Genomic DNA, 22,593 nt, shown 5'->3' with positions numbered 1-22,593 from the left:
AGCAGCGATTTCACATCGCGTATTTCCTCGTTCAACAATAAAAGCACGCATCATTAAAGTGCATTACTGCATTTGCCTTTCACTATTTTAGTGCCTGATTTTAGGGACACCCAAACCACTACAAGTTAACTTATTGATTTTTAACGCATATAATTTTAATAAAGGTTTGGCACGGATCTTCCAATAGTGAGTGTGAACTGGCACTAACAAGGAGACTAACGTGACTAACTTCTTTCACACTCTTTATCTACTTTGGCGATTAGACATCAGCACATGGCATATACATGAAGCAAACGATCCGCATAATGTTGCTGATTTGGAGCGTCGTTATGTTAAATAATGACCCTGCATTTATTGAAGCGCTAAAAAAAATTTCGGTGCACCAACTGACAATCACCGAAGCGTCTGAGCAGTACCACATTCCTAAGCGTGTGTTATATAAAGCTGCACGACAGCAACAAGTTAAACAGAACAAACAAAAAGCGTATTTAATTGCCACTCAGAAACGCCTTCAACAAAGTTTGCGTCATGTAGAATTAGAGTTAGCTAGCTTCAGCTAAATAACTTCTGTATGGTTAAAATACACGCACAATAATGATGGATTAAGTATGCACGCAGTAGAAGTTAATTTTGATGGCTTAGTGGGGCCTACCCATAATTACGCGGGATTATCGTATGGCAATGTCGCTTCACTAAGTCACGCCTCTTCACATTCAAACCCTAAAGAGGCTGTACTACAAGGCCTTGAAAAAATGAAGGCGATGCACGAGTTAGGACTAGAGCAAGGTATCTTTGCACCTCATGCTCGCCCCGACATTAGCGTACTAAAACGACTGGGCTTTACAGGCACCGATAGCCAGATTATTGAAAAAGCATTTAAAGCCGACCCCATTTTACTGCGAGCTTGTTACAGTGCATCGGCCATGTGGACAGCCAATGCTGGCACTATCTCGCCTTCAGCCGATACCCTTGATGGCAAAGTACACTTTACGGCTGCTAACTTAAATAATAAGTTTCACCGCTCGCTAGAACCCGTTACAACTACAGCATTATTAAAAGCCATGTTTAACGATGAGCGTTACTTTAGCCATCATACGCATTTACCTGCTCAAGGCTTTTTTGGTGATGAAGGCGCCGCAAATCATAATCGATTATGCGACAGCCATGCAGATACAGGGCTTGAGATCTTTGTTTATGGGGCAAGTAGTTTTAATAGCGCCTTACCAAAACCTGTTAAATTTCCTGCAAGACAATCTCTTGAAGCTTCGCAAGCAGTTGCCCGTTTACATCAGCTAAAGCCAGAAAATCAGTTATTTATTCAACAAAATCCTGATGTGATAGATCAAGGTGTCTTTCATAACGATGTGATCGCTGTGGCCAATGGCAATGTACTTTTATGCCACGAACAAGCCTTTTTGCACCAAGCAGATACGCTGAAACAAATTAAACAAGCCTACCTTGGCAACAAGCCGCTACATATTATTGAAGTGCCAACCAATAAAGTGAGCATTACAGATGCTGTAAGCAGCTATTTATTTAATAGCCAATTAATTACCTTAAGTGATGACAGCATGATACTGGTTGCACCTAAAGAGTGTCAGCGCAATCAAGCTGTTCACGATTACATTCAAGAAATGATTTTGGCTGATAACCCTGTTCAGCAAGTGCGCTTTTTTGACTTGCGCCAAAGCATGCAAAATGGCGGTGGCCCTGCTTGTTTACGCTTGCGTGTTGCACTCAATTCGGACGAACTGGCAGCGGTTAATCCGGCAGTACGATTCAGCGAAGAAAAATATACCCAACTAGTAAATTGGGCGAATAAGCATTATCGTGACTCGTTAAGTAGTGATGACTTTGCCGATCCGATGTTTTTAACCGAAAGCTATCAGGCACTTGATGAGCTAACCAGCTTACTTAATTTAGGTTCTGTGTATCCATTTCAACAAGAATAAATAATGAAAATTAAAGCAGTGCATTCTATAAAAGGGGTGTCGAAATCCCTCAATAATTTGCTGATTGATAGCGTGGCCAGTGGCGCGTCAATTGGCTTTATTGCTCCTTTATCATTACAGTCAGCACACGACTACTGGCAAGGGGTTGATAGAGATTTAGCAACGCCTTACCGTAGGCTTTACCTTGCCCTAGATGGTGATACGGTGATTGGTTCAGTACAGCTTTCTTTATGCGCCAAAGCTAATGGCGCTCACCGCGGTGAAGTAGAAAAGCTCATGGTGCACAGCGAATATCAAGGCCAAGGAATTGCAAAACAATTGATGAATAGCCTAGAGACCGACGCGCGTATTTTAGGTCTTCAATTACTATTACTTGATACCCGCCAAGGTGACACTGCCTCATATTTGTATCGTAAACTCGATTATATTGAAGCTGGCACTATTCCTGGATTTGCGAAAAGTTCCTCCGGTGAATTTGATGCAACAGTATATTTTTATAAGCAGGTCGCATAAACCAGCTTCAATAGCCTATCGATCTAACCATAAAGTCGACTAATAAAACTTTTGAAAAGTACTAAACTAGTACTGCGGATTTTTATTAGGAGCGATAAATGGCGCTATCAATACAGCAACGGGTACTCTTTCTAGCCCTACTTCCCCCCCTACTCATTGCAATTATGCTGACACTCTACAACTATGTGCAATCAAAACACAGTGGTGCACAAACCGTTGAAAGTTTTGCTACACAAATGGAAAACGACCGTAAGTCTGAAGTTAGCAATTACCAAAAAATTGCCATGAGCTCGATTGCTAACCTCATCGCACAAGATGATGGCTCTAATACTGAGCAACTACAAAACCAAGCAAAAAGCATTTTACGTAATTTGCGTTTTGATGATGCTGGCGATACTGGCTATGTGTTTGTTTATGATGTAAAAGGTGTCAACATTGCCCATGGGGTTAACACCTCTCTTGAGGGTAAAAACCTTTATGATTTCAAAGATCCTAATGGGGTTTATCTCATTCGAGAACTGATTGATGCTGCCAAGAACGACGGTGGTTATGTGCAGTATTCTTGGAAGAATACCAATGGCAGTGTGAATCCTAAGCTCGGCTATGCCGCTTTAGTACCAAAATGGAATTGGGTGCTAGGAACAGGTTTTTGGATCAGTGGTCTTGAGCAACAAGTCGCAGCGACAGAACAACGCGTTAATGAAGGTATCGATAATGCCTTTATAAACACCATCATCGCTTCTGTATTTGCTGTCGCAATTACCGCAGCGATTGCAGTGGTGGTATCGCGCAGTATTACTAGCCCTTTGCACACAACCGTACTAGCAATGAACGATATATCACAAGGTGATGGTGATTTAACCCAACGTTTAATGGTGAAACGAGACGATGAACTGGGCAAGCTTGGCAGTTCGTTTAACCGCTTTGCCGATGACGTTGGTAAAATGGTTATTGATATTCGCCAATCATCGCAATCAATGAATCAAGCGTCACATAAGCTCAACGAGCTACTTGCCAATATGCATGCAGGTATTAATCGCCAACATGAAGAAAGTGAACAAGTTGCAACCGCAATAAACGAAATGTCGGCGGCGTCAATGGAAGTTGCACGCAGTGCGCAAGAGGCCTCAACGGCTGCTGAGCATGCCGATCATTTAGTCAAACAGGCTAACAACCAGTTGCTCATTGCCATAAAGGTGATTAACGGCCTTGCTAAACAAGTTGATGAAGGGGCGAATGCGGTCGATCAGCTTAATCAACAATCGAGTCAAATTGGTAGTGTGCTTGATGTGATCAGAAACATTGCCGAGCAAACAAACCTACTAGCACTAAATGCGGCAATTGAATCTGCCCGAGCTGGTGAAGCTGGTCGTGGCTTTGCGGTGGTGGCTGATGAAGTGCGAACGCTAGCAAAACGCACGCAAGATAGCACTCATGAAATAGAGGCGATGATTGAGCAAGTACAACAAGGAACAACAACTGTAAATAACATTATGCAGTCAATCAAATCAGGCAGTGCAACCAGTGTTAATGAAGCGGGCGAAGTCGAAAAAGCACTCAATGAAGTATTGCTTTCGGTTAACACTATCACGTCACAAAATGCACAAATAGCCACAGCTGCTGAAGAGCAAACATCAGTGTCTGAAGCGATTAACCAAAACATGACGACCATTGTCGATATTGCGAATAAAACCGCCAATGATACCGATGTAGCCACATCGTACATGCACGAGCTGACAGACACAGCAACTCAGTTAGAACAAAATGTAAGTCGTTATAAAACCTAATATCTAGCGCCATGGTTAAGCAGGTAAATGTGCCTGCTTAACAAAAATCATTGGTCTTTTGTAAGTTCTTTAACCAATCAAACAAATCGTTATCGTAGCGCTTTAAGCGTTGTTGGTGTTTGTCATTAAGGCTATAAAAAGGCGCAAAGCAAATATATTTTTCGCCCATAACAAGCACTAATCGCAAACCAAAAAACGAGTAATGGTGAATAAATTGCACTTGTCTTGCATGCATATGGCGGCATTGCCCGAATAAATTGCGGTAATGCACACCGTGGCGGCATACCGTTAAATTGCGTTTTGAATTGAATACAAGTACCGCTAATAGTAATGAAACAGAGCACAACAAAAAACTAAAAAGTAAATTACTTACCTCCGATTTACTATTCATAAACCCCACTAGTAAAAGCATATTTACTGCACTTAATAATGCCCAGCTCATAAGCTCAAAGCGCTTTTCCAAGTCAATAACCTTCATTTTCGTTCCTAGGTTCTTATTTTTTGTCATGGTGTCAGCAAAATGTGGAAGAAAAATGGATTTACCTAAAAAGCATTCTAAACTTGCAGTTATTTTTTATTCTGACTTTCAGCTTGTTACATAAAAGGTACAAAGGTGTTAATCGAAACTTATCATTAGAAGTTCAAGTTACATTAAGTTTTAGTTATTACACTGCTAATAAATTTTTAGAACACAAAGGGAAGAAATGATGAACTTTAAAACTACATTACTTAGCAGCGCCGTTTTATTTGCACTTGTTGGTTGTGGCTCAGATAACGACAAGAACGACTCGGTTGATCCTCAGCCGCAAACTGCACAGTTCACATTAGGTGTGTCTGATGCACCAGTGACAGGTTTAAAAGCTGTAAATGTTGTGTTTGATTCAATCACATTGAAAACCCAAGGTGGTGAAGAATTCACGTTTGAGACCCGTGAAGATGATGATGAAACCATGCCTGAAATGGTTAACTTATTAGACTACACTGGTGATGATGTATTTTCTTTATTAGAAGATGAAGAAGTGCCTGCTGGCGAATATCAATGGATCCGTGCAGATGTGATCAATGGTGACACAAACGATTTAACCATGACTTCGCATGTTGTTTACGAAGATGACAGCATTGCACCACTGGTTGTTAAACGTAAAGGCAACGATGGTATCGGTGAAATTCAACTTGATGGCTTTACCCTTAACCAAGCTGGTAACGACTTTGTTATTGAATTTGACCTCAAAAAGTCATTAGTTGATCCACAAAATAGTGATGAGATCTTCTTAAAACCACGCGGTGTTCGCTTAGAAAACCTTGCTGAATCTGAAGATATCGAAGGCACTGTAAGCGACGTACTTATCGCTAACTGTGAAACAGATAATATCGATATCGCACTAGAAGATGGCTCATTCGGTCATGCTGTTTACCTATATAGCAGCGATGTTGAAATGCCAATGGACAATTATGAAGTTAACGAAGATGAAACACCATTAGATGCACCTCTTGCAACGGCAGATGTTGTGTTCGATAGCGAAGATAACCAATTCGAATTTGAACTTGCGTTCATTCAACCAGGTGATTATCAACTTGCTTATACCTGTGCAGCGCACATCGATGACGCTGAAACGCAAGACGAAGCATTTACGCTTTATCAAGTAAAACCAATTACAGTAACATCAGGTGAAGACTTAGACGTATCTTTCACTGTTTCTGAATAATATTGGCATACCCCATTAAAAAGCCCGCACTGCGGGCTTTTTAATTATTGGCCACCCATTTAGCGACTCCTAGTGCTTCCATCACAAACTCAACAGACAATGCAGCTAAAATTAACCCCATAATTCGCGTTAGTATCGATGCACCGCCAACCCCAATAACTTTCAAAATTCGCTCACTTAACAACAGCAATAATAAAGTGATCAATAACACTACCAGCATTGTTATTGCCGAAATTACTTGTTCCTGAACGCTATAAATATGGTTATCGGTAATTAGAATAACCGCTAAAATTGCACCCGGCGATGCTGTTGCGGGAATTGCTAAAGGGAATACAGAAATATCGTGCTGTGACTCAACATCACCTTGCTGGGCCTCCTCAGCAAAAATCATTTGTAGACCGAACAGAAATAAAATAATGCCACCAGCAACTTGGAACGACAACAAACTAATACCCATTGCAGTTAACAGCAACTGCCCTATGACAATAGCTCCAATTAATACAATGGCAGCATAACCCACCGTTTTAAAAGCAGTCTTTCGCCTCCTATCGGCAGGCAATTTAGCTGTTAAAGCAGCAAACAACGCCATTGTGCCGATAGGGTCTATTGTTGCCCAAATGACTAAAAAATCATGCAAAACTTTATCTAACATATGTACCTTAAAATGAGAATACACTCCTTTTACATTAGCAATTTTTTGCACTAATAAGTATTACACAGATCCTTAAGTTATTGAGCTGCAGATTTTTAGAGCCTTTTTGTAACGATTTAATGACAGGAAAACTCTTTATTAGCCAAATACTAAAACCAGCATAGCCTCCCCTTGTAGCTATGCTGGTTTTCTCGTTGTTACTATCTGAATATGTTAATATTATAAGCCTTCCCCAAACAGCCTAGGCTTTGTTATGACATCGCGTATTCTCAAATCGATTTTTTACTCATCTTTTCTATTAGGCTCTGCTGTATTTTTGCAAGGCTGCCAAGAACAACCTCAATCTGATCATATTGCCGTCACTGGCGGGCTCATCCAAGGGCAAAAAGAAGGGCGTTTTATTGCCTATAAAGGTATTCCGTATGCAGCAGCTCCGGTAGGAGAGTTACGCTGGCGAGCACCGCAACCTGTGCCTAAGTGGCAAGATGTAAAAGTACTTAACGATTACGCGCCTGACTGTATGCAAAAGCCGTTTGCAGCCGACGCTGCACCGCTTACCACAACCCCTTCGGAAGATTGCCTTTATTTAAATGTATTTAAACCCACTAAACACAGCGATGCTCCTTATCCCGTTGTGGTATGGATACACGGGGGTGGCTTTGTAAATGGTGGCGCATCACCCGCTGTTTACTCGGGTGAAAGCTTTGCTAAACAAGGGGTTATTTTTGTTAGCTTTAATTATCGCCTAGGCCGATTTGGCTTTTTTGCTCACCCTGCTCTTAGTCGTTTTGAGAACGATGCACTGGGCAATTACGCTTTGATGGATCAAATTGCGGCCCTTGAATGGGTGAAACAAAATATCGCTCAATTTGGTGGTGATGCTGCAAAAGTGACACTTATGGGTGAATCTGCAGGGGGCGCATCGGTACATGCGATGATGCAAACCCCTGCAGCTAATGGCTTATTCCAGCAAGCGATTATTATGTCAGCGGGCGGACGAGAGCTATTTAAGCAGTTGCCACTTAATAGTGATGATGACACCGTGTTAAGCGCCGAAAAAATTGGCGAAAACTTTGCCAAACAACACACCATTTTAGGCAGTGATGAAAATGCCCTTGCTGCACTACGTGAGTTATCTGCCGAAGACGTGGTTGATAACCTAGATTTGAGCACATTAAATCGACAAAATAATGATGAGTCTACTTACGTTGGCGGGCCAATTATTGATGGCACTATCATCAATTCGGCGACAGAAGCGCGCTTGAGTAAAGGCACATTTAGCCATGTTGCGACCATGGTTGGCACAACAGATATGGATTTAGGCTTTGCTAATTTTGCTTCTAAAGAAGCGCTATTCGCAAGTTTTGCCCCGCACAGTACACAAGCAAAAATGACTTACGATGCAAATGACCAAATGCCGTTACCCTTACTTAATTACCAAGTTGGGCAAGATGCTTTAATGCAAGAGCCAGCAAGGTTCGTTGCAAAACGTGTGACAGATATGGGTAACGATGCCTTTTTGTATCGTTTTGGTTATGTGGCGCAAACCTTAGATAAACCAGGTGCAGAGCACGCCAGCGAAATTCCGTACTTCTTTAATACTGTGGCTGCTAAATATGGCCATGTAACCACTGAGCAAGATAAGCAAGCTGCTAAAATAATGCACCGTTATGTGACGAACTTTATTAAGTTAGGCACACCAAATGGCCCAGGGTTACCTACTTGGCAAGCATATAAAAATGATGAATCTTTTATACTGCAAATGAGTAAATCAGGGACTGCAGAGTTTTTACCGGATCCCTTACAAGCAAGGTTAAACATCACAGCTACAAAAGCTGAAAAATAATATTAAATAAGGCGCTTATTATAAGCGCCTTATTTTTATCCTTGCTGCTGAACATACTCAAGTGCAGTCATCTTGTGGTATGTCACATTAGGATGAAATACGTGAGTAGGATCTGGGTCAACCACTTCAATTGGCGTGCCTTGACTACGTGCAATATCGAGTGCCATTTGCGTAATATTGACGCTAAACGAGGTGCCGATAAAGACGATTTTATCGGCATCAAGCATGCGCTGTTGCGCCTCAGAGATTCGATAAAGCTCAGTGTAGTATTCATCAAATAACAACACGTAAGGCTTAAACGATTCGTTTAGCTTGGGGCTTTCGTTATTGATATTGAACACCTCAAGCAATGAGTGGTGCAGGTTGTCTTCGTTAACCTTCTCCCACGGTGCGTTAAAAGCCATCACATCGTCACCTTGATGGTGAAACAGTGTCATTTGATCTAAGCGACCATGAATAGCAATAAAATCGGTGTTACCAGCTTTGCCATCAAGACCATCGATATTTTGCGTAATGAGATTTTTATCACTCAACCAATGATGCACTTCATTGGGACCGTGATGGCGATACGTTGCAAAGCGATGATAATACCAAGCTAAAAATTCGCGGGGATTATTTTCGTACATAGCACGCGTTGCCATTTCCATCGGCGTATAATTTTTGCTACCAATGGTCCAAAAGCCATCTTCGCCACGAAAGGTCGGTATACCGCTAGCGGCACTCACACCCGCCCCAGTAATATAGAGTGTATTCATAGAGATAACTTTACCTTGTAAGCAAGTGCATCGGCTGTCACTTGTTGATTATTATCCATACCACCAAGACGATACAAACTTCCTTGGTGCTCTAATAAACCTCGATGATCCATGCTCGCGGTATCGGCTTTTGGCATCACTTGCCACGTGTTTTTATCAACATCAAAACGCCAAACATGATCACTCGCTGGCGCTGGTTTACCATCGTACCCCATACCATTGTAGTTATATGGGTTATCAGAGCCGCCCATCATATAAATGTCGCCATTAAAACTGGTTGCTGCCATACGGTAATGGGCAACACCTGTAGGATGCGGTACCGTACGCCAATCTATCTTTAATGGGTTATCAGCATCAATCGTACCTTTTAAACACTGTGCAACCGCAGCGAAAGAACGGCGTTTATCAGCATTCGCCTGTGTTTTAACGCCATCACACACCAATAGAGTGTTTCCACTAATTGCCGCCGCTTGGCCAAACACCGGTTGACCTAAAAATGGCGAAGCCTGTTGCCAAGTATCTGTATGCGTATCATAAACTTGTACAAGGTTAACATTGCCATCGTTATGCCAACCACTGACTAAATAGATATAACGCTGCTGATACGAAAGCGCCACACTGTCATCCACCGGCACAGGCATATTGGCCAGTTGCGTATATGAATTAGAGAGCACATCATAGCGATATACATCGGGTGTAGAGATTTCTTGATGATCGGCGCTAACGGTATACCCACCAAATACATAGGCATGCTGACCCACACCCACTGCTGTACTCGCTAGACGACCAGTAAGGGGCAATGTACTTGGCACGGCTTTAGCCGCTTGCCACGCGTTATCGCCCACTTTAAGGACCCACACTTTGTTGTGAACATCGGTATGTGCTTTGCCTGAGCTCAAGCCCATAAAGCTTAAAAAGTAGGCTTGTTCATCAATAACAACTTTGGCTACAGCGTTGTTCGCGACGGCTTCTGGTAAGGCAGGGATGGTTGCAAGTGCAATAGAAAATAGCAGGCTCATAAATTAAATAGGTAACTTAACACATCGCTTAAGAATACCATTTTATGAGCCTGAAGAAAGGCTCGCTATTAGTAAGCAATACTAATACGTTGATTTAAATGAGCTGCCGACTGTGCTTCATCAAGCATTGCTTTAGCATAATCAGTAACTGATATTTTGCTTTCGCCATTTGCATCAGTAAAGAAGCTGTCGCCACCAACACGGTACGGACCTTCTGACTCCCCAGGGTAAATGACCGCTGCCGGTGATACAAAAGTCCAAGCTGTATCTGCTGCTGATGCTCTAAATACATCAAGTGCCTCACCTTGAGCAATGGCTTCTGCTTTGTATTCAGCAGGAAAATCTGGGCTTGATACCAGAGTTACACCGGGTGCCACTTCTAAGCTACCTGCACCGCCCACCCATAAAATGCGTGTGCCAGTACCTGCAAGCGAGTTTAGTAATTGCTTTGCCGTGTTTGCAACAATTTCATGATTCCCTAAAGCACGACCACCAATTGCCGCAATAACAACATCACTACCTGCAGCTGCAGTTGCGATATCGTCTTTAGTTAAATCAAATTCAGTCACAGTGACGTTATCTTGGGTTACTTTACTTGCGTCTCTAACTAATGCATTAACTTGATGACCACGTGCGATTGCTTCTGAAGTAATGTGGCTGCCAATCCAACCTGTTGCGCCAATAACTGCTAATTTCATGAGGAATTCTCCGTTGTTTGTTTCAATGATTGCAGTTTACTTGTTCACCAATTACTGATAAATACACTATATAGATACACATTGTTTCATTTTAAGATACCAATGGATAAACTCACTTCAATTACTAGCTTTGTCGAAGTTGCCCGTACAGGCAGTTTTACTCAGGCTGCAGAGAATTTAGGTTTAAGCCGATTACAAGTTTCTAGGCATATTCAAGACATTGAAAAGTGGCTAAATTTAAGGTTGTTTCATCGCACAACACGCAAAGTAAGTTTGACCCTTCAAGGCGAAGAAGCCCTTAGCTATTGCCAGCAAATATTAAATCAAGTGTCTGATTTACAAAGCCGAGCACACAGTCATAACAACGAATTGGTAGGTACCATTCGCGTTGCCTCCCCGATTGGGCTTGGCCAACATAAGCTATTTGATGCCATCGAAGAGTTTACCAAACGCCACCCGCAGACGCGCTTTGAACTGTTACTTTCAGATAGTTTATCGCAGCTGGTTGATGACCGCGTTGATATCGCTTTGCGTTACATCCACCAGCCCGATGAAGGTCTTATTGCCCGTAAGCTAATGTATATCGCAACCGCCGTATGTGCCTCTAACGATTATTTAGCTGTGCACCCACAGATTTTTGAGCCGAGTGACTTATCTGTTCACAATTGCCTTGTTCATAACAAACACACTATTTGGCAATTTCAACACGGCGACAACACACAAAAAGTGACCGTGAAGGGCAACATTGTTGCCAACGATATGGGGGTGCTTCTAAAAGCAGCAAAACAAGGAATCGGGGTGGCTCACCTACCATGCGATCTCGCCAATGACTATTTGGCATCGGGTGAGCTTGTAAAAGTACTGCCAGAGCATACTACTATGGGCTCTCACTTATGGGCGGTGTATTTATCGCGTAACTTCCAACAAAATGTGGTGAGAGCGTTCATCGACTTTTTAGCAGAGCACTGGCAACACGATATTTTATAATCTAAACCTGCTGCAAATACGTATAAGCTACAAAAAGGAGCCGTAATGCAGCACTTAGATCATGAAGTATCACGCATCATAGAGATGGCGTGGGAAGACAGAACCCCGTTTGAAGCAATAAACCAACAGTTTGGTTTAAATGAAAAAAACGTTATTGCACTGATGCGTGAGCAATTAACGAGCTCGAGTTTTAAACTCTGGCGAAAGCGCGTATCAGGGAGACAAAGTAAACATATTAAACTTCGCCATCCCGATATTTTAAGAGGTTATTGCAAAACTCAATATAAGCACAGGTAACACTATTTAAGTTGGTCAGCGAACTGACCAACCGCATCGACCACTTTTTGTGCGCCATTTTGAATATCTGACATAACTTTGCCAGATTCAGTTGCTAGGCTGTAGCCTTGTTCAGCTTTGCTCTTACCTTGTTCTATAACTTCAACTGTATTTTGAGTCAGTGCCCTGTTTTGCTGTACAACATCAACAATTTCAACAGTCGCTTTTGAAGTACGTGAAGCGAGCTGTCTTACCTCATCAGCAACAACAGCAAAGCCCCTTCCTTGTTCGCCAGCACGGGCGGCTTCAATCGCTGCATTAAGCGCTAATAGGTTTGTCTGATCAGCAATACTACTGATACTTTGAACTATATTTGCGATTTGCTGAGACTGTTTATCAAGTGCTGTGATCTCATTTGCTGCTTGTTCCATTTTATTTGCAAGTTCATCCATAACACTAACCATATTACTGAGTACTTCAGCTCCTTGATGAGCGATTTGATCAGTTTCAGTCGAGGTACTATAAGCAATGTCAGCTGCTTGAGACACAGCTATTTCACGATTTACTTGATCAGTAATCACCGTTGCAAACTTAACAACCTTATAAAGCTCCCCTTGTTCACTAAACACAGGATTATATGTGGCTTCTAACCACACGGGATCACCATACTTATTAACACGTTTGAATCGAGAGGAAACAAACTCACCTTTTTGAAGTTTCTGCCAAAATGCCGCGTACTCTGATGAGCTTGCTTCTTCAGGTGAACAAAACATACTATGGTGCTTACCAATAATTTCGTGTTCTTTATAGCCGACACCCAGTAAAAATTGCTGATTTGCTTTTAATACATGACCCGTTAAATCAAACTCGATTACGGCCATAGAGCGATGAATTGCTTTTACTAAGTCCTGGTTTTCGCGTGACGATTCAATCGTGCGTGTTAGTGCATTTGCATGCAATGTAAAATGAAGAAATTGGTTTTGCTTATTTACCACAGGATGAACGAACACTCTTAGCCAAGCCTCTTCACCTTTAGCATTGACCAACTGAACGGCTCCTGCCCATGGCTTTTTGTTTTGTAGTGCGTGTTTAAAGTTCAGATAGTGTTCTGTTTTTCGCGCCAATTGCGGCACTAAATCAAGTAATGCAATCCCATCAAGTTGATTTGCGCTAAAACCCAGTTCAATTTGAACTTGGGGATTAGTATCAATAACACAGCCTTTGCTATCAAGCGTTAATGTAAGCATTAGCTCATCAAGATTTTGCTTTATTTGAGAAACCCTAAATAATTCGTCTTCAAGATTAGTTATTTTATTTTTTAGTGGCTTGGTAGAAAACATGGGGTACATCACTTCATTGCTAAATTAAAATTCAAACAGTGAACTCATTTACTTAAAAAGTTACTGAATATTAAACTATTACAATATATCCCTATATTTCTATGATATGGAGTTTCAAGAAGTGAGACAAGGTATTCCTTCCAATTCGCAAAAAATAGGAGGAGCTTTAAGGAAATTGAACCGCATTGATAACACAGCAAAATTTCGTTATTAGGTTGCTTATAAAAATCTGTACCTGCATCCATGCAGATGTCTAAAGCTTATTGCAAATTAGAATCACTTATTTAACTGGTTAGCAAACTGGCCAACCGCATCAACAACTTGCTGTGCTCCATGTTGAATATCTTCCATTACTTGTCCTGATTCATTCGACAAAGCAAGACCTTGCTCTGCTTTGACTTTCCCTTGTTCTATAACCTTTACTGTATTTTGAGTTAATGATTGATTTCGCTGAACAACTTCCACAATCTCTTCAGTTGCTTTAGATGTCCGAGATGCTAATTGCCTAACCTCATCTGCAACCACCGCAAAACCACGGCCTTGCTCACCTGCACGAGCAGCTTCAATTGCAGCGTTAAGCGCTAATAAGTTAGTTTGATCAGCAATACTACTAATGCTTTGTACAATACTTGCTATATGTTGCGACTGCTTATCTAAGGCTGCGATTTCTTGCGCCGCTTGCTCCATCTGTAAAGCAAGTTCATCCATAACAGCCACTGTGTTTTTAAGTACTTCAGCTCCTTTTACAGCGAGTTTGTCAGTTCCTGTTGAGGTACCGTAAGCAATCTCTGCCGCTTGAGAAATTGCATGCTCACGATTCACTTGTTCAGTGATCACAGTTGCAAATTTCATTACTTTATAGAGATCCCCAAAATCATTAAAAATCGGATTGTAAGAGGCCTCAAGCCAAACGGTATTACCAAACTTATCAACACGTTTAAAGCGAGACGCTATGTACTCACCATTTTTTAAACGCTGCCAAAATTGCTCATACTCAGTAGAGTTTGCTTCTTCTGGTTCGCAAAACATTCTGTGATGTTTACCTTTTATCTCTTTTTCGGAGTAACCCATCGCATTATAAAAATGACTATTTGCACTTAAAACATGACCCTCTAAATCAAATTCAATAACCGCCATAGCACGGTGTAACGCTTTAATAATGTCTTTATGCTCTCTTGCGGTAGCAATTGTATCGGTTAGTAAAGTGGCATAAATTGCGAAAAATAGAATTTGATCTTGAGGCCCTTTTACTGGGTGCGAAATAATTCTAAGCCACTCTGTTTTACCACTTTTGTGATAAAACTGCAGCGCCCCAACCCAGTGCTTACAATGCTCTAAAGCAGAAGAGAATTGGCTAAATTGTTCAGTAGATTTGGACTCATTTGTAATGATGTCAAATAGGTGCGTGCCAGGGAACGCATCTTTATCGTAGCCAAGTGCTTTGATAAAGTTCTGATTTATATAGGATACCTCGCCGCTTTCAAGTACATTAAGCGAAATCATTTCTTCATTCAAGCCATCACGCACCTGCTGTAGATGAAATAACTCAGTCTTTAACGACACAAGCTCAGAGTTTACTGACTTACTGAAAAACATAGGATCCTCAAGAGATTAACGTGCATTAAAGTAAGTGTAGAACATTTGAATCAAGGTGTACTAATAAGCTGTAAATTTTATTATTAATTCACTCAGTCAGCTTAATATATTTTTCAGCAAGCTCATCTAACGTTTCACGATGATTAGGATCGGGCTTAATACAGTCGATAGGACATACACTAACGCAGGTAGGATTATCATAATGCCCAACACACTCAGTGCATTTATTAGGATCGATTTGATAGATTTTTGCACCCATATAAATAGCTTCATTCGGGCACTCAGGATCACACATGTCGCAGTTAATACATTTGTTATTGATGAGTAATGCCATGACACACCTTTAAGCACTATAAATGGGTATTGTTTTTAAAATCTAATCTAGTTTTTAAAAACAACGAAAATTGCAGCCGCGCACTATAAATTGCAGCGTATAAAGTTTCTTTGATCTAGATCAAGCTTAAAAGTAGTTAAGATCCTCCGAGAGCATTATTACAGCTGTAATGTAGTGGGATTATCTACCGAACTAAGTTATGTGATGAGATAAGTGAGAGGTTTGGTGACTATGTATGTTTTAAGTATGAATAGCATTAATAAGATAATAACTCGTTACTGGACAATTCCGAGTTACAACAACGTGCCAATTTCCAGTCTATCGATAACTTTTGGTATCCCATAATGCAATAAGGCACCGCTTGTCGCATAGCATGAGATTCAAGAAAATGGCAAAGCAGAAGATAAAACAGCCTACTTAACACTATAAAGTTATGCAACTTTATCGATGATACATTCATTATCTCCGTCTCACTTTACTAATCATAATAGAGGGCTACTCGTTGTTTATATGTTAACTTTTTTATTAAAAATGAATGATTCAAGTGGTGAGATATCGTAGTTAAAATATTTCATTATCACTGTTTTTATGTCACTTTTAGTGATATTGGTTACTTCCTCGTAACCATCACTACTGTATATTTCTAGCTGAGTGTCACGAATAAACACAAAACGTTGACCAACAATCATTGAAAATCTCAGCTGATTGCTAAATGGATAATTTATATTGGCTGAAAAACGATTAGCTATTCTTTGACGGATTTCCGCATCCGATTTTTCTGCAATATCTATATCCATCTGTTGCTTTTCGACGCCGTTTTTTCTGTGGTACACAGTGATAACACCATCTTTTATTTTTGTTCTATAAGTCATGCCGTAACACTCATACTCAATTGGTGTATCCACAGGGAAGAGATGAATAGATGGCCAGCCATTTCCAATATCAGCAAAATAGCGCTGATTATCTATTTCAAGTCTCACCAGTCGATGGATTTCTTTCCCTCCAATCCGTGCAGAATGCAAGTGCGCATCTAGCCCCGCAGTTTTTACTGCTTCTAAGTAACTCAGAGTCTTATCTGAACAGGTCCCCCCGTATACCCCGGTAGTAGGCTGAATATCATTGATTAAATAGAAGTTGTGAAACGGCTCTCGTTGAAACTTTTCGAGCAATATTTGTTGGGCTAACCGTACTGTCATCTGTGGAACCCCCCACGTTTTGCAATAACGTTATCGAATGTTGGGTAACTAAAAAAGTAAGAATTGTCAGCGTTGTTTGTAAATGTTTGACTCCAAATTTTCTTTAGCTCGACGATTTCTGTATTAGTGTTACGAGTTAAGTACTCCACGACTAATTTGCGGATGCCACTACCAACATCAAATGAAGTTTTCTTGCGATCAGCAATTTCAACTGGTAATAAATGCCCAAAGGTATCCCTAAGTGCCACCTTATTTTGGCCATACGAATAAAAATTTTTGTGCTCTAAGGTATCAGCGATACTCTTCACCGTCCGATCCAAAAATGGACAACGAGCTTCAATACTATTCGCCATACTGCATTTATCTAATCTACGTAGCTCAGTAAAGCGCATATCATTTATCAGATTTGAACGAATTGATTGCCATTCATCTTCTGATAGCATTTCGTGATACCCAGCAAAAAGCTCATCCGCACCTTCTCCGGTTAGGACAACTTTTAATCCTTCTTTATGTGCTGAATCTGCTAATAAGTAGGTTGCTAAACCATTGCTAATGAACGATGGGTTGTAGCTTTCAGTTGCGCGTACTATCTTGGCAATCAAAGTAGGTAACTCTTGTTCCGTTGGCAGTGGAATATAGTTAACCCGCTTTATTCCCAAGTGATTAACAAGCTTTTTAACCATTACTACATCCGGGCTATCAGGATTTCCCAGTACAAAATAAGTAATATTTTTATGATATTGATGTGCTAAAGCTGCAATAATTGAACTATCCAAACCACCACTAAGAAAAATACCGACAGGTTGCTTTGGTAAACGCTTAATCACCGCTTTTTCCATTGCCATAGCAAGATTAAGCTTTGTAGTGACTAATTCTGGGTGCTCTGCTATTGGAGTTAACTTTCCAGAAGTTAACTCTAACTGGCTAATTCCCAATGGGACTTGCTCAAACCATTCAATGTCTTGCAGTGCTTTGAGCTCGCTTACAACAAATAAGTTATTATCTGCTCGTCCATAAAATAGGGGCTTTTTCCCTATATGATCCCGCAATAGATAAAGAGTCTGCGTATCAGATTGGTAGATTACACCTGAATAAAATCCATCTAACTCGGCCAGGACCTGATTACCTATTTCAGAAAATAGAGGAACGACGACATGTGTATCACACTCACTTTTTAACGTGAGGTGATATTGTTTAGCAAGAGCATCAGCATTGTATATTTCACCATTAATTGCGCCAATCATTTCACCAGCGTTGTATGGTTGTCGCCCAGACGTGCTTTCATCGTTTATAGCCAAACGGACAAACCCTATAGCTAGTTGTCCATTTATCCAACAGTGCCGATCATCCGGCCCTCGATGAGAAAGTTTGGTTAATGTGGTAGATACCTTATCCTTTGCAGTATCGCCGTAGAGCAGCGCTATTCCGCACATAATTTCTGTTCTTGGCTATCCAGTAACTGACTACGTAATTGCATCAATAACTCACCTAACCGGTTTAATCCAGAGCCATCTTCTGCATCCCCCCAATAACTATCATTATTCGTATGTTCTGCTATGTTACGTTGCTCTGTCGATAACAATAATTCTTTGAGTTCAGGGTGTTGAGTAAACTTCGCTGTTATTGCCTGCCACATCGCCTTCTCTTTTTTGTTACACCAGTCTTCTTGCAGGTGTTTTACTTCTAACTGACTGGCTATTTCTTTGGCTAACATTGGGCTCGCAGCTGTGCGGATACGTTCTTGTAGTACTGGATCAGTAAATTTTTGTGCTTGATAAAAGTGCTCGGTTGTTCGCCAAATTTTGCCTTGTATATATACGGCATGTTGTGAAAAGTTGGAAAACTCTCCCCATGTTTGGTCTGAATGATAAAAATGAATTGGACTGGAATTATCATTCTCAACACTTAACGGCAGGTAGTGCCCCAATTTATCATTCTTACTCTGCAAATAGCCTGCGTTTTCAGGGCGTACTTGCGGATGTGTATTTACAACTTCTACCGCAATACCAGCTTGTTCTAAAGCACTTCGTTTTCGCGGATTATTTGAGACTAGGCGCACTTCTTCGATGGCCATTTTTTTTAGTACACTAATCGCTGGCCCGTAATCTCGAATATCTTGGTCTAAGCCCATAGCTTGAAATGATTCAGCTGTATCCAGGGCTTCCGCCTGCATTTTGTACACTGCCTGAATTTTCTTAGATAGACCTTGCCCCCTTCCTTCTTGATGTAAATGAAAAATAATTCCACTTCCATCATGAGCCATGGCTTTCATAGCTTCGCGTAATTGGTCTGCACAGTCGCAATCTCGAGCTTCAAATACTTCTGAGGCAAGGCATGAAGAGTGTATTCTTACCATAGGCTTGCTACCTAGGTTGTTGATATCGCCAAAGGTAACCACTCTTAACAACTCATTGCCAGTGTCATACATTCGAAATGTACCGTGTAGTGTAGGGAGCTCACAGTAAATTTTATAAGGCATTTTTTATTCAACTATCTCAAAAGTGTTCTTATGCGCATTCGCAAAGCGGGCACTTTGCGGCACTATTTGGTTTAAAAAATCGCAAATATGATGCTCATTCATTTGCTCAACCTGATTTTTTAGTTTCTCAATTGCACTGAAATTAAAAGAGCGTGCAAGATATTCACTCAGTTCAGTAAGCTCTGGATACTTGGACAACGCCTGTGCCAATCCATTAATCCTGTAATAACTGAGTGTTAAGCGTGCAAGACGGGTATTGCGTGCATTTCTGGTTGCTTGCCAGACGTCAGAGATCTCATCAGGATTAAAAACCAGGTTATGTTGTTCTTTTGCTGACAAGAATTCTTGTAAACCTGCATACAACGCTGAACCCATAATTTCATCCTGTACTTTCTCCAAATCTAATATTTTCTCATTTTGCACACGGCCAGTGTGTTGTACAGGGAATGGTGCGCTTTTAATGTTCAGCCGATTATGATGCTTGTTGGCTATTGCCCAAAGCATATCTGAACGGCGGGCCTCACGATCATTTATTATTGGTATCAAGTTGGGTACTTGTGTTAACGCTTTAGGGTTTAAAACAAAGGTATTTCCCCCGCGATTAACGGTGTCTTTCGCGGCCATTAATGGATTTTCAGTGCATGACGGGATGATACCGCGAGTAAGCGGGAACCCGGTGACTAACATTGGTGCAAAAGCAAATAAACGAGCACGTGCTTCCGCTACAGTTTCACCAACATAAGCAGGTTCAATCCAAAATGGGGCTTCAACATGACCTGAGTGTTTGCGTGATAGATCATAGTAATAATCAGGGTATTTGGTGCGAAGAATAGTATTCTCACTGCTTCGATCTGGAAGTTCAATATCGTTCGATAAAGTCTCTAACCAACGTAAGTTATGTAGCAGATCCAACAACTGACCACGTAACCCATTTAATGGCGGATTAGGTGAGGAACCTTCATATTGCCCAATAACAACATCAATACCATTTTGCCTAAATCTTGGTAACCAAGGGAGGTATTGTTTCGCACGTGCATCTAAACGCATGTCATCATCAAGGATCCAAGCAACGCTACCTGGCTTCGTTTCACACTCTAAACCAACATACTTTTGTAGCATACTGCGAGCATGTGCAATACCTACCTGCCCAGCCTGACGACTAGTGAAACATCGACCGAATAAGCCATTTTCCGTATCTTCTATTTGTTGTGTTTCGCTGATTATTCTTATGGTGCTCAATGGACGCTTGCTATGCATAAGAACATCTTCAACGGTTCTGGTTGAGCAACCGTTACACAGTACGATAGTGTTTACCTCGGACAAGTAACTACATTGTTCTAGTTCAGCAATGCTGTTAAGCAAGGGTAACAATTTATAGGCATCTCCGGTAATGACACCAATGGTCAGCACAAAAGGAGTTACTGGCCCTGACGGAGCCAGAGAGAGCCTCGCTCGATTTGCTTGCTCTAAATTGCAGTCAATACCAGCTAATCGTTGGCGAAAAACTTGATAACCCTGCATTTCTGGCATGTTTATAGTTTGCAATGACTGCCGCATTAAGGATTTAAGGCGAGGATTATCTGCATGATGTATAGCTAGATATGCTCGCCGTGCCATATGTTCAAAACCGAGTTCATTCCATGGTCGAATATCTGAGCCATAATCTATCAACTTCACCTCGTACTTGGTTTTAATCAAGTTTTTAGGATGGATATTATTACAAACAATACCCGCTTTGCTGCAACTGTGAAGCAGGTTAATAACGTGTTCACTGTCACCACCTTGATATGGGATACTTTCCTCGTAAGGATAAGTAAGGACTAAGCTTGTTCCATTGATAAAAACTTCGTTCAGAGCATATAAACCGGGCAGGTCATGCCATTTTGAGCAGCTCTGTTGTAGGAACTTAATTTGCTTAGTAGGTATACGAGTTTTCCAGTAATCGATGTACTTAAAAACTCGTTTACCATCGGTCATTACAATGGCTTCCGAACCGGTGCCAAGCAATTTCAGATCATCGATACAAAATAGCTTTGAGATTCGAGATTGCGCAACCTCAACACGGCACTGTTTTATCCTTTGAACGAGTTCTTTTTGTTGTTTTTTAAATTGATCATCAAAGGTAACGCAGTTCAACTGATAAGCGCCTAGCCGGCGTAACAGTGTTAAAGTATCGTTATCACCTTTATCCATTAGTTGTTCTTGATGCCACCTATTTTTTAAGACCCATGCGCTATGACCGACGTTCTCTTGGGCAACAATTGCAGTAGCCGTTTCAACACATGTTTGCTGATCGCATAAGTTGTAATACGTGATACCCTGACTTCCCAAAAATTCAAGAAATGTATTCAAATCATTCAGATTCAATACTTCAGTTACTGCGGTCAAGATCAGGTTAAAACCTACTAAGTTCTGCTGATCTACTTGGTGAATTTTAATGATGAGATTCTTTAGTTGACCAAAGGAGATATTTCCTAAATCAACTCCAAGTGTTAGTCCAAATTGAACTGCGGACGTTGATGTTGCTTGTGGTAGTAAGGGTGATTTGGGCTGCCAATTAAACAGGTTCTGGGCACGCTTAAGAAATGCGTCATGCTGTGTGTTATTCATCCGCCCATTGTACTTCTGCCAAAATGCAGACAAACCGTTTTGCTTAGATGGTGAATTTGGTGTACTTAAACGTTGGCGGCAGCTATCTGCATAATGATTTAGCAACACTTCATCTATACTGTGATATTGAAGAGACCCTATCTCACAAAGGCGTATACACAAATCGCGGTCTGTACTGCTGACTAAATGCTCATCAAAGCAACCGGCCATCAGCATAATATCAAGAGACAGGAACAAGTTAGAACCCTGAATACCTGGGTTTCCTCTCAGGAATAGGTCTTCATCTAAAAACGTAGGGGGTAAACTCTCAATAGGCGGTTGGTCATTGCTTTCGTAACGATAAAATCCAGCGGCGACCATATTGCAGTTTTTCATACTAGCTGTCGCTAAACAGCGTTCCAAATAATCAGAATGCCACTCATCATCGTCGTCAAGAAATGCCAGAAACAACGAGTCAAAATATTTACCTTGCTGTGCACACAGGTAGTCTACAGCTGTATTCCACGCCCCGCTAGCACCTTGAGTTCGCTGATTTATCAGATATTGTTTGTGGCAGTTACTTAATGCTAGAGATTCGACAATGTATCGATTCTGTTGTTGAACATTTTCTGGTGAGTCATCTACTACAATAAGGTAATCCGGCAATCTAGATTGGTTCAAGATTGAATGTAATGCTCTATTTTTCAACAAGTCAGACCTGTTTTTAGTCGCAATAATTGCTGCTACTTGCCAAGCGTGCGTCAAACTATACTCCGTTACTTCTGAACAACTAGTAATATGCTAGTGACCTTATGAATTACCACAACTTGATAAAATCAACCGGATTTTATCTCAACTGCTCAGGAAT

20 protein-coding genes are annotated in these 22,593 nt (G+C 41.1%); 8 read left to right on the top strand and 12 right to left on the bottom strand.

What is annotated here, in order from left to right; all coding sequences use genetic code 11:
• The first annotated feature begins 329 nt into the window (after positions 1 to 329).
• The 4 genes from CWB80_RS14315 to CWB80_RS14300 all read left to right on the top strand — a co-directional run bounded on the left by CWB80_RS14315 (position 330) and on the right by CWB80_RS14300 (position 4,252).
• The gene (locus CWB80_RS14315) at positions 330 to 560 is read left to right on the top strand and encodes a helix-turn-helix domain-containing protein (protein ID WP_138599189.1); all 231 of its coding nucleotides are present in this window, start codon (positions 330 to 332) and stop codon (positions 558 to 560) included.
• Between the two features lie 48 nt (positions 561 to 608).
• Positions 609 to 1,952, top strand: coding sequence for an N-succinylarginine dihydrolase (gene astB / locus CWB80_RS14310; RefSeq protein ID WP_138599188.1), 1,344 nt, complete (start codon positions 609 to 611; stop codon positions 1,950 to 1,952).
• A gap of 3 nt (positions 1,953 to 1,955) precedes the next feature.
• Entirely contained in the window at positions 1,956 to 2,465 is a 510-nt protein-coding gene (locus CWB80_RS14305; protein ID WP_138599187.1) for a GNAT family N-acetyltransferase, read from the top strand.
• 98 nt (positions 2,466 to 2,563) lie between these two features.
• Complete coding sequence (locus tag CWB80_RS14300) at positions 2,564 to 4,252, top strand: methyl-accepting chemotaxis protein (RefSeq protein ID WP_138599186.1); 1,689 nt, start codon at positions 2,564 to 2,566, stop codon at positions 4,250 to 4,252.
• 37 nt (positions 4,253 to 4,289) lie between these two features.
• Here CWB80_RS14300 and CWB80_RS14295 read toward each other — a convergent pair whose 3' ends face one another.
• Positions 4,290 to 4,730, bottom strand: coding sequence for a hypothetical protein (locus tag CWB80_RS14295; protein ID WP_054553598.1), 441 nt, complete (start codon positions 4,728 to 4,730; stop codon positions 4,290 to 4,292).
• A gap of 229 nt (positions 4,731 to 4,959) precedes the next feature.
• Between CWB80_RS14295 and CWB80_RS14290 the strand changes: the two genes are divergently transcribed.
• A complete protein-coding gene (locus tag CWB80_RS14290) occupies positions 4,960 to 5,958 on the top strand; it encodes a DUF4382 domain-containing protein (protein WP_138599217.1) in 999 nt (332 codons plus the stop codon).
• Between the two features lie 40 nt (positions 5,959 to 5,998).
• On the opposite strand, the gene CWB80_RS14285 is transcribed toward CWB80_RS14290, so the two are convergent.
• Complete coding sequence (locus tag CWB80_RS14285; RefSeq protein WP_054553595.1) at positions 5,999 to 6,610, bottom strand: MarC family protein; 612 nt, start codon at positions 6,608 to 6,610, stop codon at positions 5,999 to 6,001.
• A gap of 253 nt (positions 6,611 to 6,863) precedes the next feature.
• Between CWB80_RS14285 and CWB80_RS14280 the strand changes: the two genes are divergently transcribed.
• Positions 6,864 to 8,456 (top strand): carboxylesterase/lipase family protein, encoded by a 1,593-nt coding sequence (locus tag CWB80_RS14280; RefSeq protein WP_138599185.1) that lies wholly within the window; start codon positions 6,864 to 6,866, stop codon positions 8,454 to 8,456.
• A 35-nt stretch (positions 8,457 to 8,491) separates the two neighbouring features.
• Here the strand turns inward: CWB80_RS14280 and CWB80_RS14275 are convergent, their stop codons facing one another.
• From CWB80_RS14275 to CWB80_RS14265, 3 genes are all read right to left on the bottom strand, one after another.
• On the bottom strand, positions 8,492 to 9,211 hold the full coding sequence (locus tag CWB80_RS14275) for an SIR2 family NAD-dependent protein deacylase (protein ID WP_119853140.1): 720 nt from the start codon (positions 9,209 to 9,211) through the stop codon (positions 8,492 to 8,494).
• On the bottom strand, positions 9,208 to 10,230 hold the full coding sequence (locus CWB80_RS14270; RefSeq protein WP_138599184.1) for a Kelch repeat-containing protein: 1,023 nt from the start codon (positions 10,228 to 10,230) through the stop codon (positions 9,208 to 9,210). The genes CWB80_RS14275 and CWB80_RS14270 overlap by 4 nt, the downstream gene beginning before the upstream one ends.
• A gap of 68 nt (positions 10,231 to 10,298) precedes the next feature.
• Positions 10,299 to 10,928, bottom strand: coding sequence for an NAD(P)-dependent oxidoreductase (locus CWB80_RS14265; protein ID WP_138599183.1), 630 nt, complete (start codon positions 10,926 to 10,928; stop codon positions 10,299 to 10,301).
• Between the two features lie 102 nt (positions 10,929 to 11,030).
• Here CWB80_RS14265 and CWB80_RS14260 point away from each other — a divergent pair, with 102 nt between their 5' ends.
• Both CWB80_RS14260 and CWB80_RS14255 read left to right on the top strand, forming a co-directional pair.
• A complete protein-coding gene (locus CWB80_RS14260; protein ID WP_138599182.1) occupies positions 11,031 to 11,915 on the top strand; it encodes a LysR family transcriptional regulator in 885 nt (294 codons plus the stop codon).
• A 45-nt stretch (positions 11,916 to 11,960) separates the two neighbouring features.
• Positions 11,961 to 12,212, top strand: coding sequence for a TIGR03643 family protein (locus tag CWB80_RS14255; protein WP_054553589.1), 252 nt, complete (start codon positions 11,961 to 11,963; stop codon positions 12,210 to 12,212).
• A gap of 2 nt (positions 12,213 to 12,214) precedes the next feature.
• Here CWB80_RS14255 and CWB80_RS14250 read toward each other — a convergent pair whose 3' ends face one another.
• The 7 genes from CWB80_RS14250 to CWB80_RS14220 form a co-directional block, all read right to left on the bottom strand.
• On the bottom strand, positions 12,215 to 13,531 hold the full coding sequence (locus CWB80_RS14250; protein WP_138599181.1) for a methyl-accepting chemotaxis protein: 1,317 nt from the start codon (positions 13,529 to 13,531) through the stop codon (positions 12,215 to 12,217).
• A 276-nt stretch (positions 13,532 to 13,807) separates the two neighbouring features.
• Positions 13,808 to 15,127: a methyl-accepting chemotaxis protein gene (locus CWB80_RS14245; RefSeq protein ID WP_054553588.1), complete on the bottom strand. Its 1,320-nt coding sequence runs from the start codon at positions 15,125 to 15,127 to the stop codon at positions 13,808 to 13,810.
• Positions 15,128 to 15,215: 88 nt separating this feature from the next.
• Positions 15,216 to 15,461 (bottom strand): YfhL family 4Fe-4S dicluster ferredoxin, encoded by a 246-nt coding sequence (locus tag CWB80_RS14240; protein ID WP_054553587.1) that lies wholly within the window; start codon positions 15,459 to 15,461, stop codon positions 15,216 to 15,218.
• A 506-nt stretch (positions 15,462 to 15,967) separates the two neighbouring features.
• Positions 15,968 to 16,657, bottom strand: a complete 690-nt coding sequence (locus CWB80_RS14235) for an arylamine N-acetyltransferase family protein (RefSeq protein WP_118845500.1) — start codon at positions 16,655 to 16,657, stop codon at positions 15,968 to 15,970.
• Positions 16,654 to 18,090: an asparagine synthetase B family protein gene (locus CWB80_RS14230; RefSeq protein ID WP_138599180.1), complete on the bottom strand. Its 1,437-nt coding sequence runs from the start codon at positions 18,088 to 18,090 to the stop codon at positions 16,654 to 16,656. Before CWB80_RS14230 ends, CWB80_RS14235 begins: the two co-directional genes overlap by 4 nt.
• A complete protein-coding gene (gene ybiA / locus CWB80_RS14225; protein ID WP_118845496.1) occupies positions 18,078 to 19,136 on the bottom strand; it encodes a riboflavin biosynthesis intermediates N-glycosidase in 1,059 nt (352 codons plus the stop codon). Before ybiA ends, CWB80_RS14230 begins: the two co-directional genes overlap by 13 nt.
• A gap of 3 nt (positions 19,137 to 19,139) precedes the next feature.
• Positions 19,140 to 22,490 (bottom strand): glycosyltransferase family 2 protein, encoded by a 3,351-nt coding sequence (locus CWB80_RS14220; protein ID WP_171041540.1) that lies wholly within the window; start codon positions 22,488 to 22,490, stop codon positions 19,140 to 19,142.
• Positions 22,491 to 22,593: the final 103 nt, after the last annotated feature.

Source organism: Pseudoalteromonas sp. S1650 (assembly GCF_005887195.1).
GTDB lineage: Bacteria > Pseudomonadota > Gammaproteobacteria > Enterobacterales > Alteromonadaceae > Pseudoalteromonas > Pseudoalteromonas simplex.
Note: the sequence above shows the minus strand (reverse complement) of the source record. Positions and strands in the feature narration are given on the sequence as shown.

Excerpts from the sequence above, each read along its gene's own strand:
- CWB80_RS14290 (WP_138599217.1), top strand. The coding sequence starts at position 4,960 with ATGAACTTTAAAACTACATTACTTAGCAGCGCCGTTTTATTTGCACTT.
- CWB80_RS14295 (WP_054553598.1), bottom strand. The coding sequence starts at position 4,730 with ATGAAGGTTATTGACTTGGAAAAGCGCTTTGAGCTTATGAGCTGGGCA.
- CWB80_RS14230 (WP_138599180.1), bottom strand. The coding sequence starts at position 18,090 with ATGTGCGGAATAGCGCTGCTCTACGGCGATACTGCAAAGGATAAGGTA.
- CWB80_RS14235 (WP_118845500.1), bottom strand. The coding sequence starts at position 16,657 with ATGACAGTACGGTTAGCCCAACAAATATTGCTCGAAAAGTTTCAACGA.
- CWB80_RS14250 (WP_138599181.1), bottom strand. The coding sequence starts at position 13,531 with ATGTTTTCTACCAAGCCACTAAAAAATAAAATAACTAATCTTGAAGAC.
- CWB80_RS14240 (WP_054553587.1), bottom strand. The coding sequence starts at position 15,461 with ATGGCATTACTCATCAATAACAAATGTATTAACTGCGACATGTGTGAT.
- CWB80_RS14300 (WP_138599186.1), top strand. The coding sequence starts at position 2,564 with ATGGCGCTATCAATACAGCAACGGGTACTCTTTCTAGCCCTACTTCCC.
- CWB80_RS14285 (WP_054553595.1), bottom strand. The coding sequence starts at position 6,610 with ATGTTAGATAAAGTTTTGCATGATTTTTTAGTCATTTGGGCAACAATA.
- ybiA (WP_118845496.1), bottom strand. The coding sequence starts at position 19,136 with ATGCCTTATAAAATTTACTGTGAGCTCCCTACACTACACGGTACATTT.
- CWB80_RS14275 (WP_119853140.1), bottom strand. The coding sequence starts at position 9,211 with ATGAATACACTCTATATTACTGGGGCGGGTGTGAGTGCCGCTAGCGGT.
- CWB80_RS14315 (WP_138599189.1), top strand. The coding sequence starts at position 330 with ATGTTAAATAATGACCCTGCATTTATTGAAGCGCTAAAAAAAATTTCG.
- CWB80_RS14245 (WP_054553588.1), bottom strand. The coding sequence starts at position 15,127 with ATGTTTTTCAGTAAGTCAGTAAACTCTGAGCTTGTGTCGTTAAAGACT.
- CWB80_RS14270 (WP_138599184.1), bottom strand. The coding sequence starts at position 10,230 with ATGAGCCTGCTATTTTCTATTGCACTTGCAACCATCCCTGCCTTACCA.
- astB (WP_138599188.1), top strand. The coding sequence starts at position 609 with ATGCACGCAGTAGAAGTTAATTTTGATGGCTTAGTGGGGCCTACCCAT.
- CWB80_RS14305 (WP_138599187.1), top strand. The coding sequence starts at position 1,956 with ATGAAAATTAAAGCAGTGCATTCTATAAAAGGGGTGTCGAAATCCCTC.
- CWB80_RS14280 (WP_138599185.1), top strand. The coding sequence starts at position 6,864 with ATGACATCGCGTATTCTCAAATCGATTTTTTACTCATCTTTTCTATTA.
- CWB80_RS14265 (WP_138599183.1), bottom strand. The coding sequence starts at position 10,928 with ATGAAATTAGCAGTTATTGGCGCAACAGGTTGGATTGGCAGCCACATT.
- CWB80_RS14255 (WP_054553589.1), top strand. The coding sequence starts at position 11,961 with ATGCAGCACTTAGATCATGAAGTATCACGCATCATAGAGATGGCGTGG.
- CWB80_RS14260 (WP_138599182.1), top strand. The coding sequence starts at position 11,031 with ATGGATAAACTCACTTCAATTACTAGCTTTGTCGAAGTTGCCCGTACA.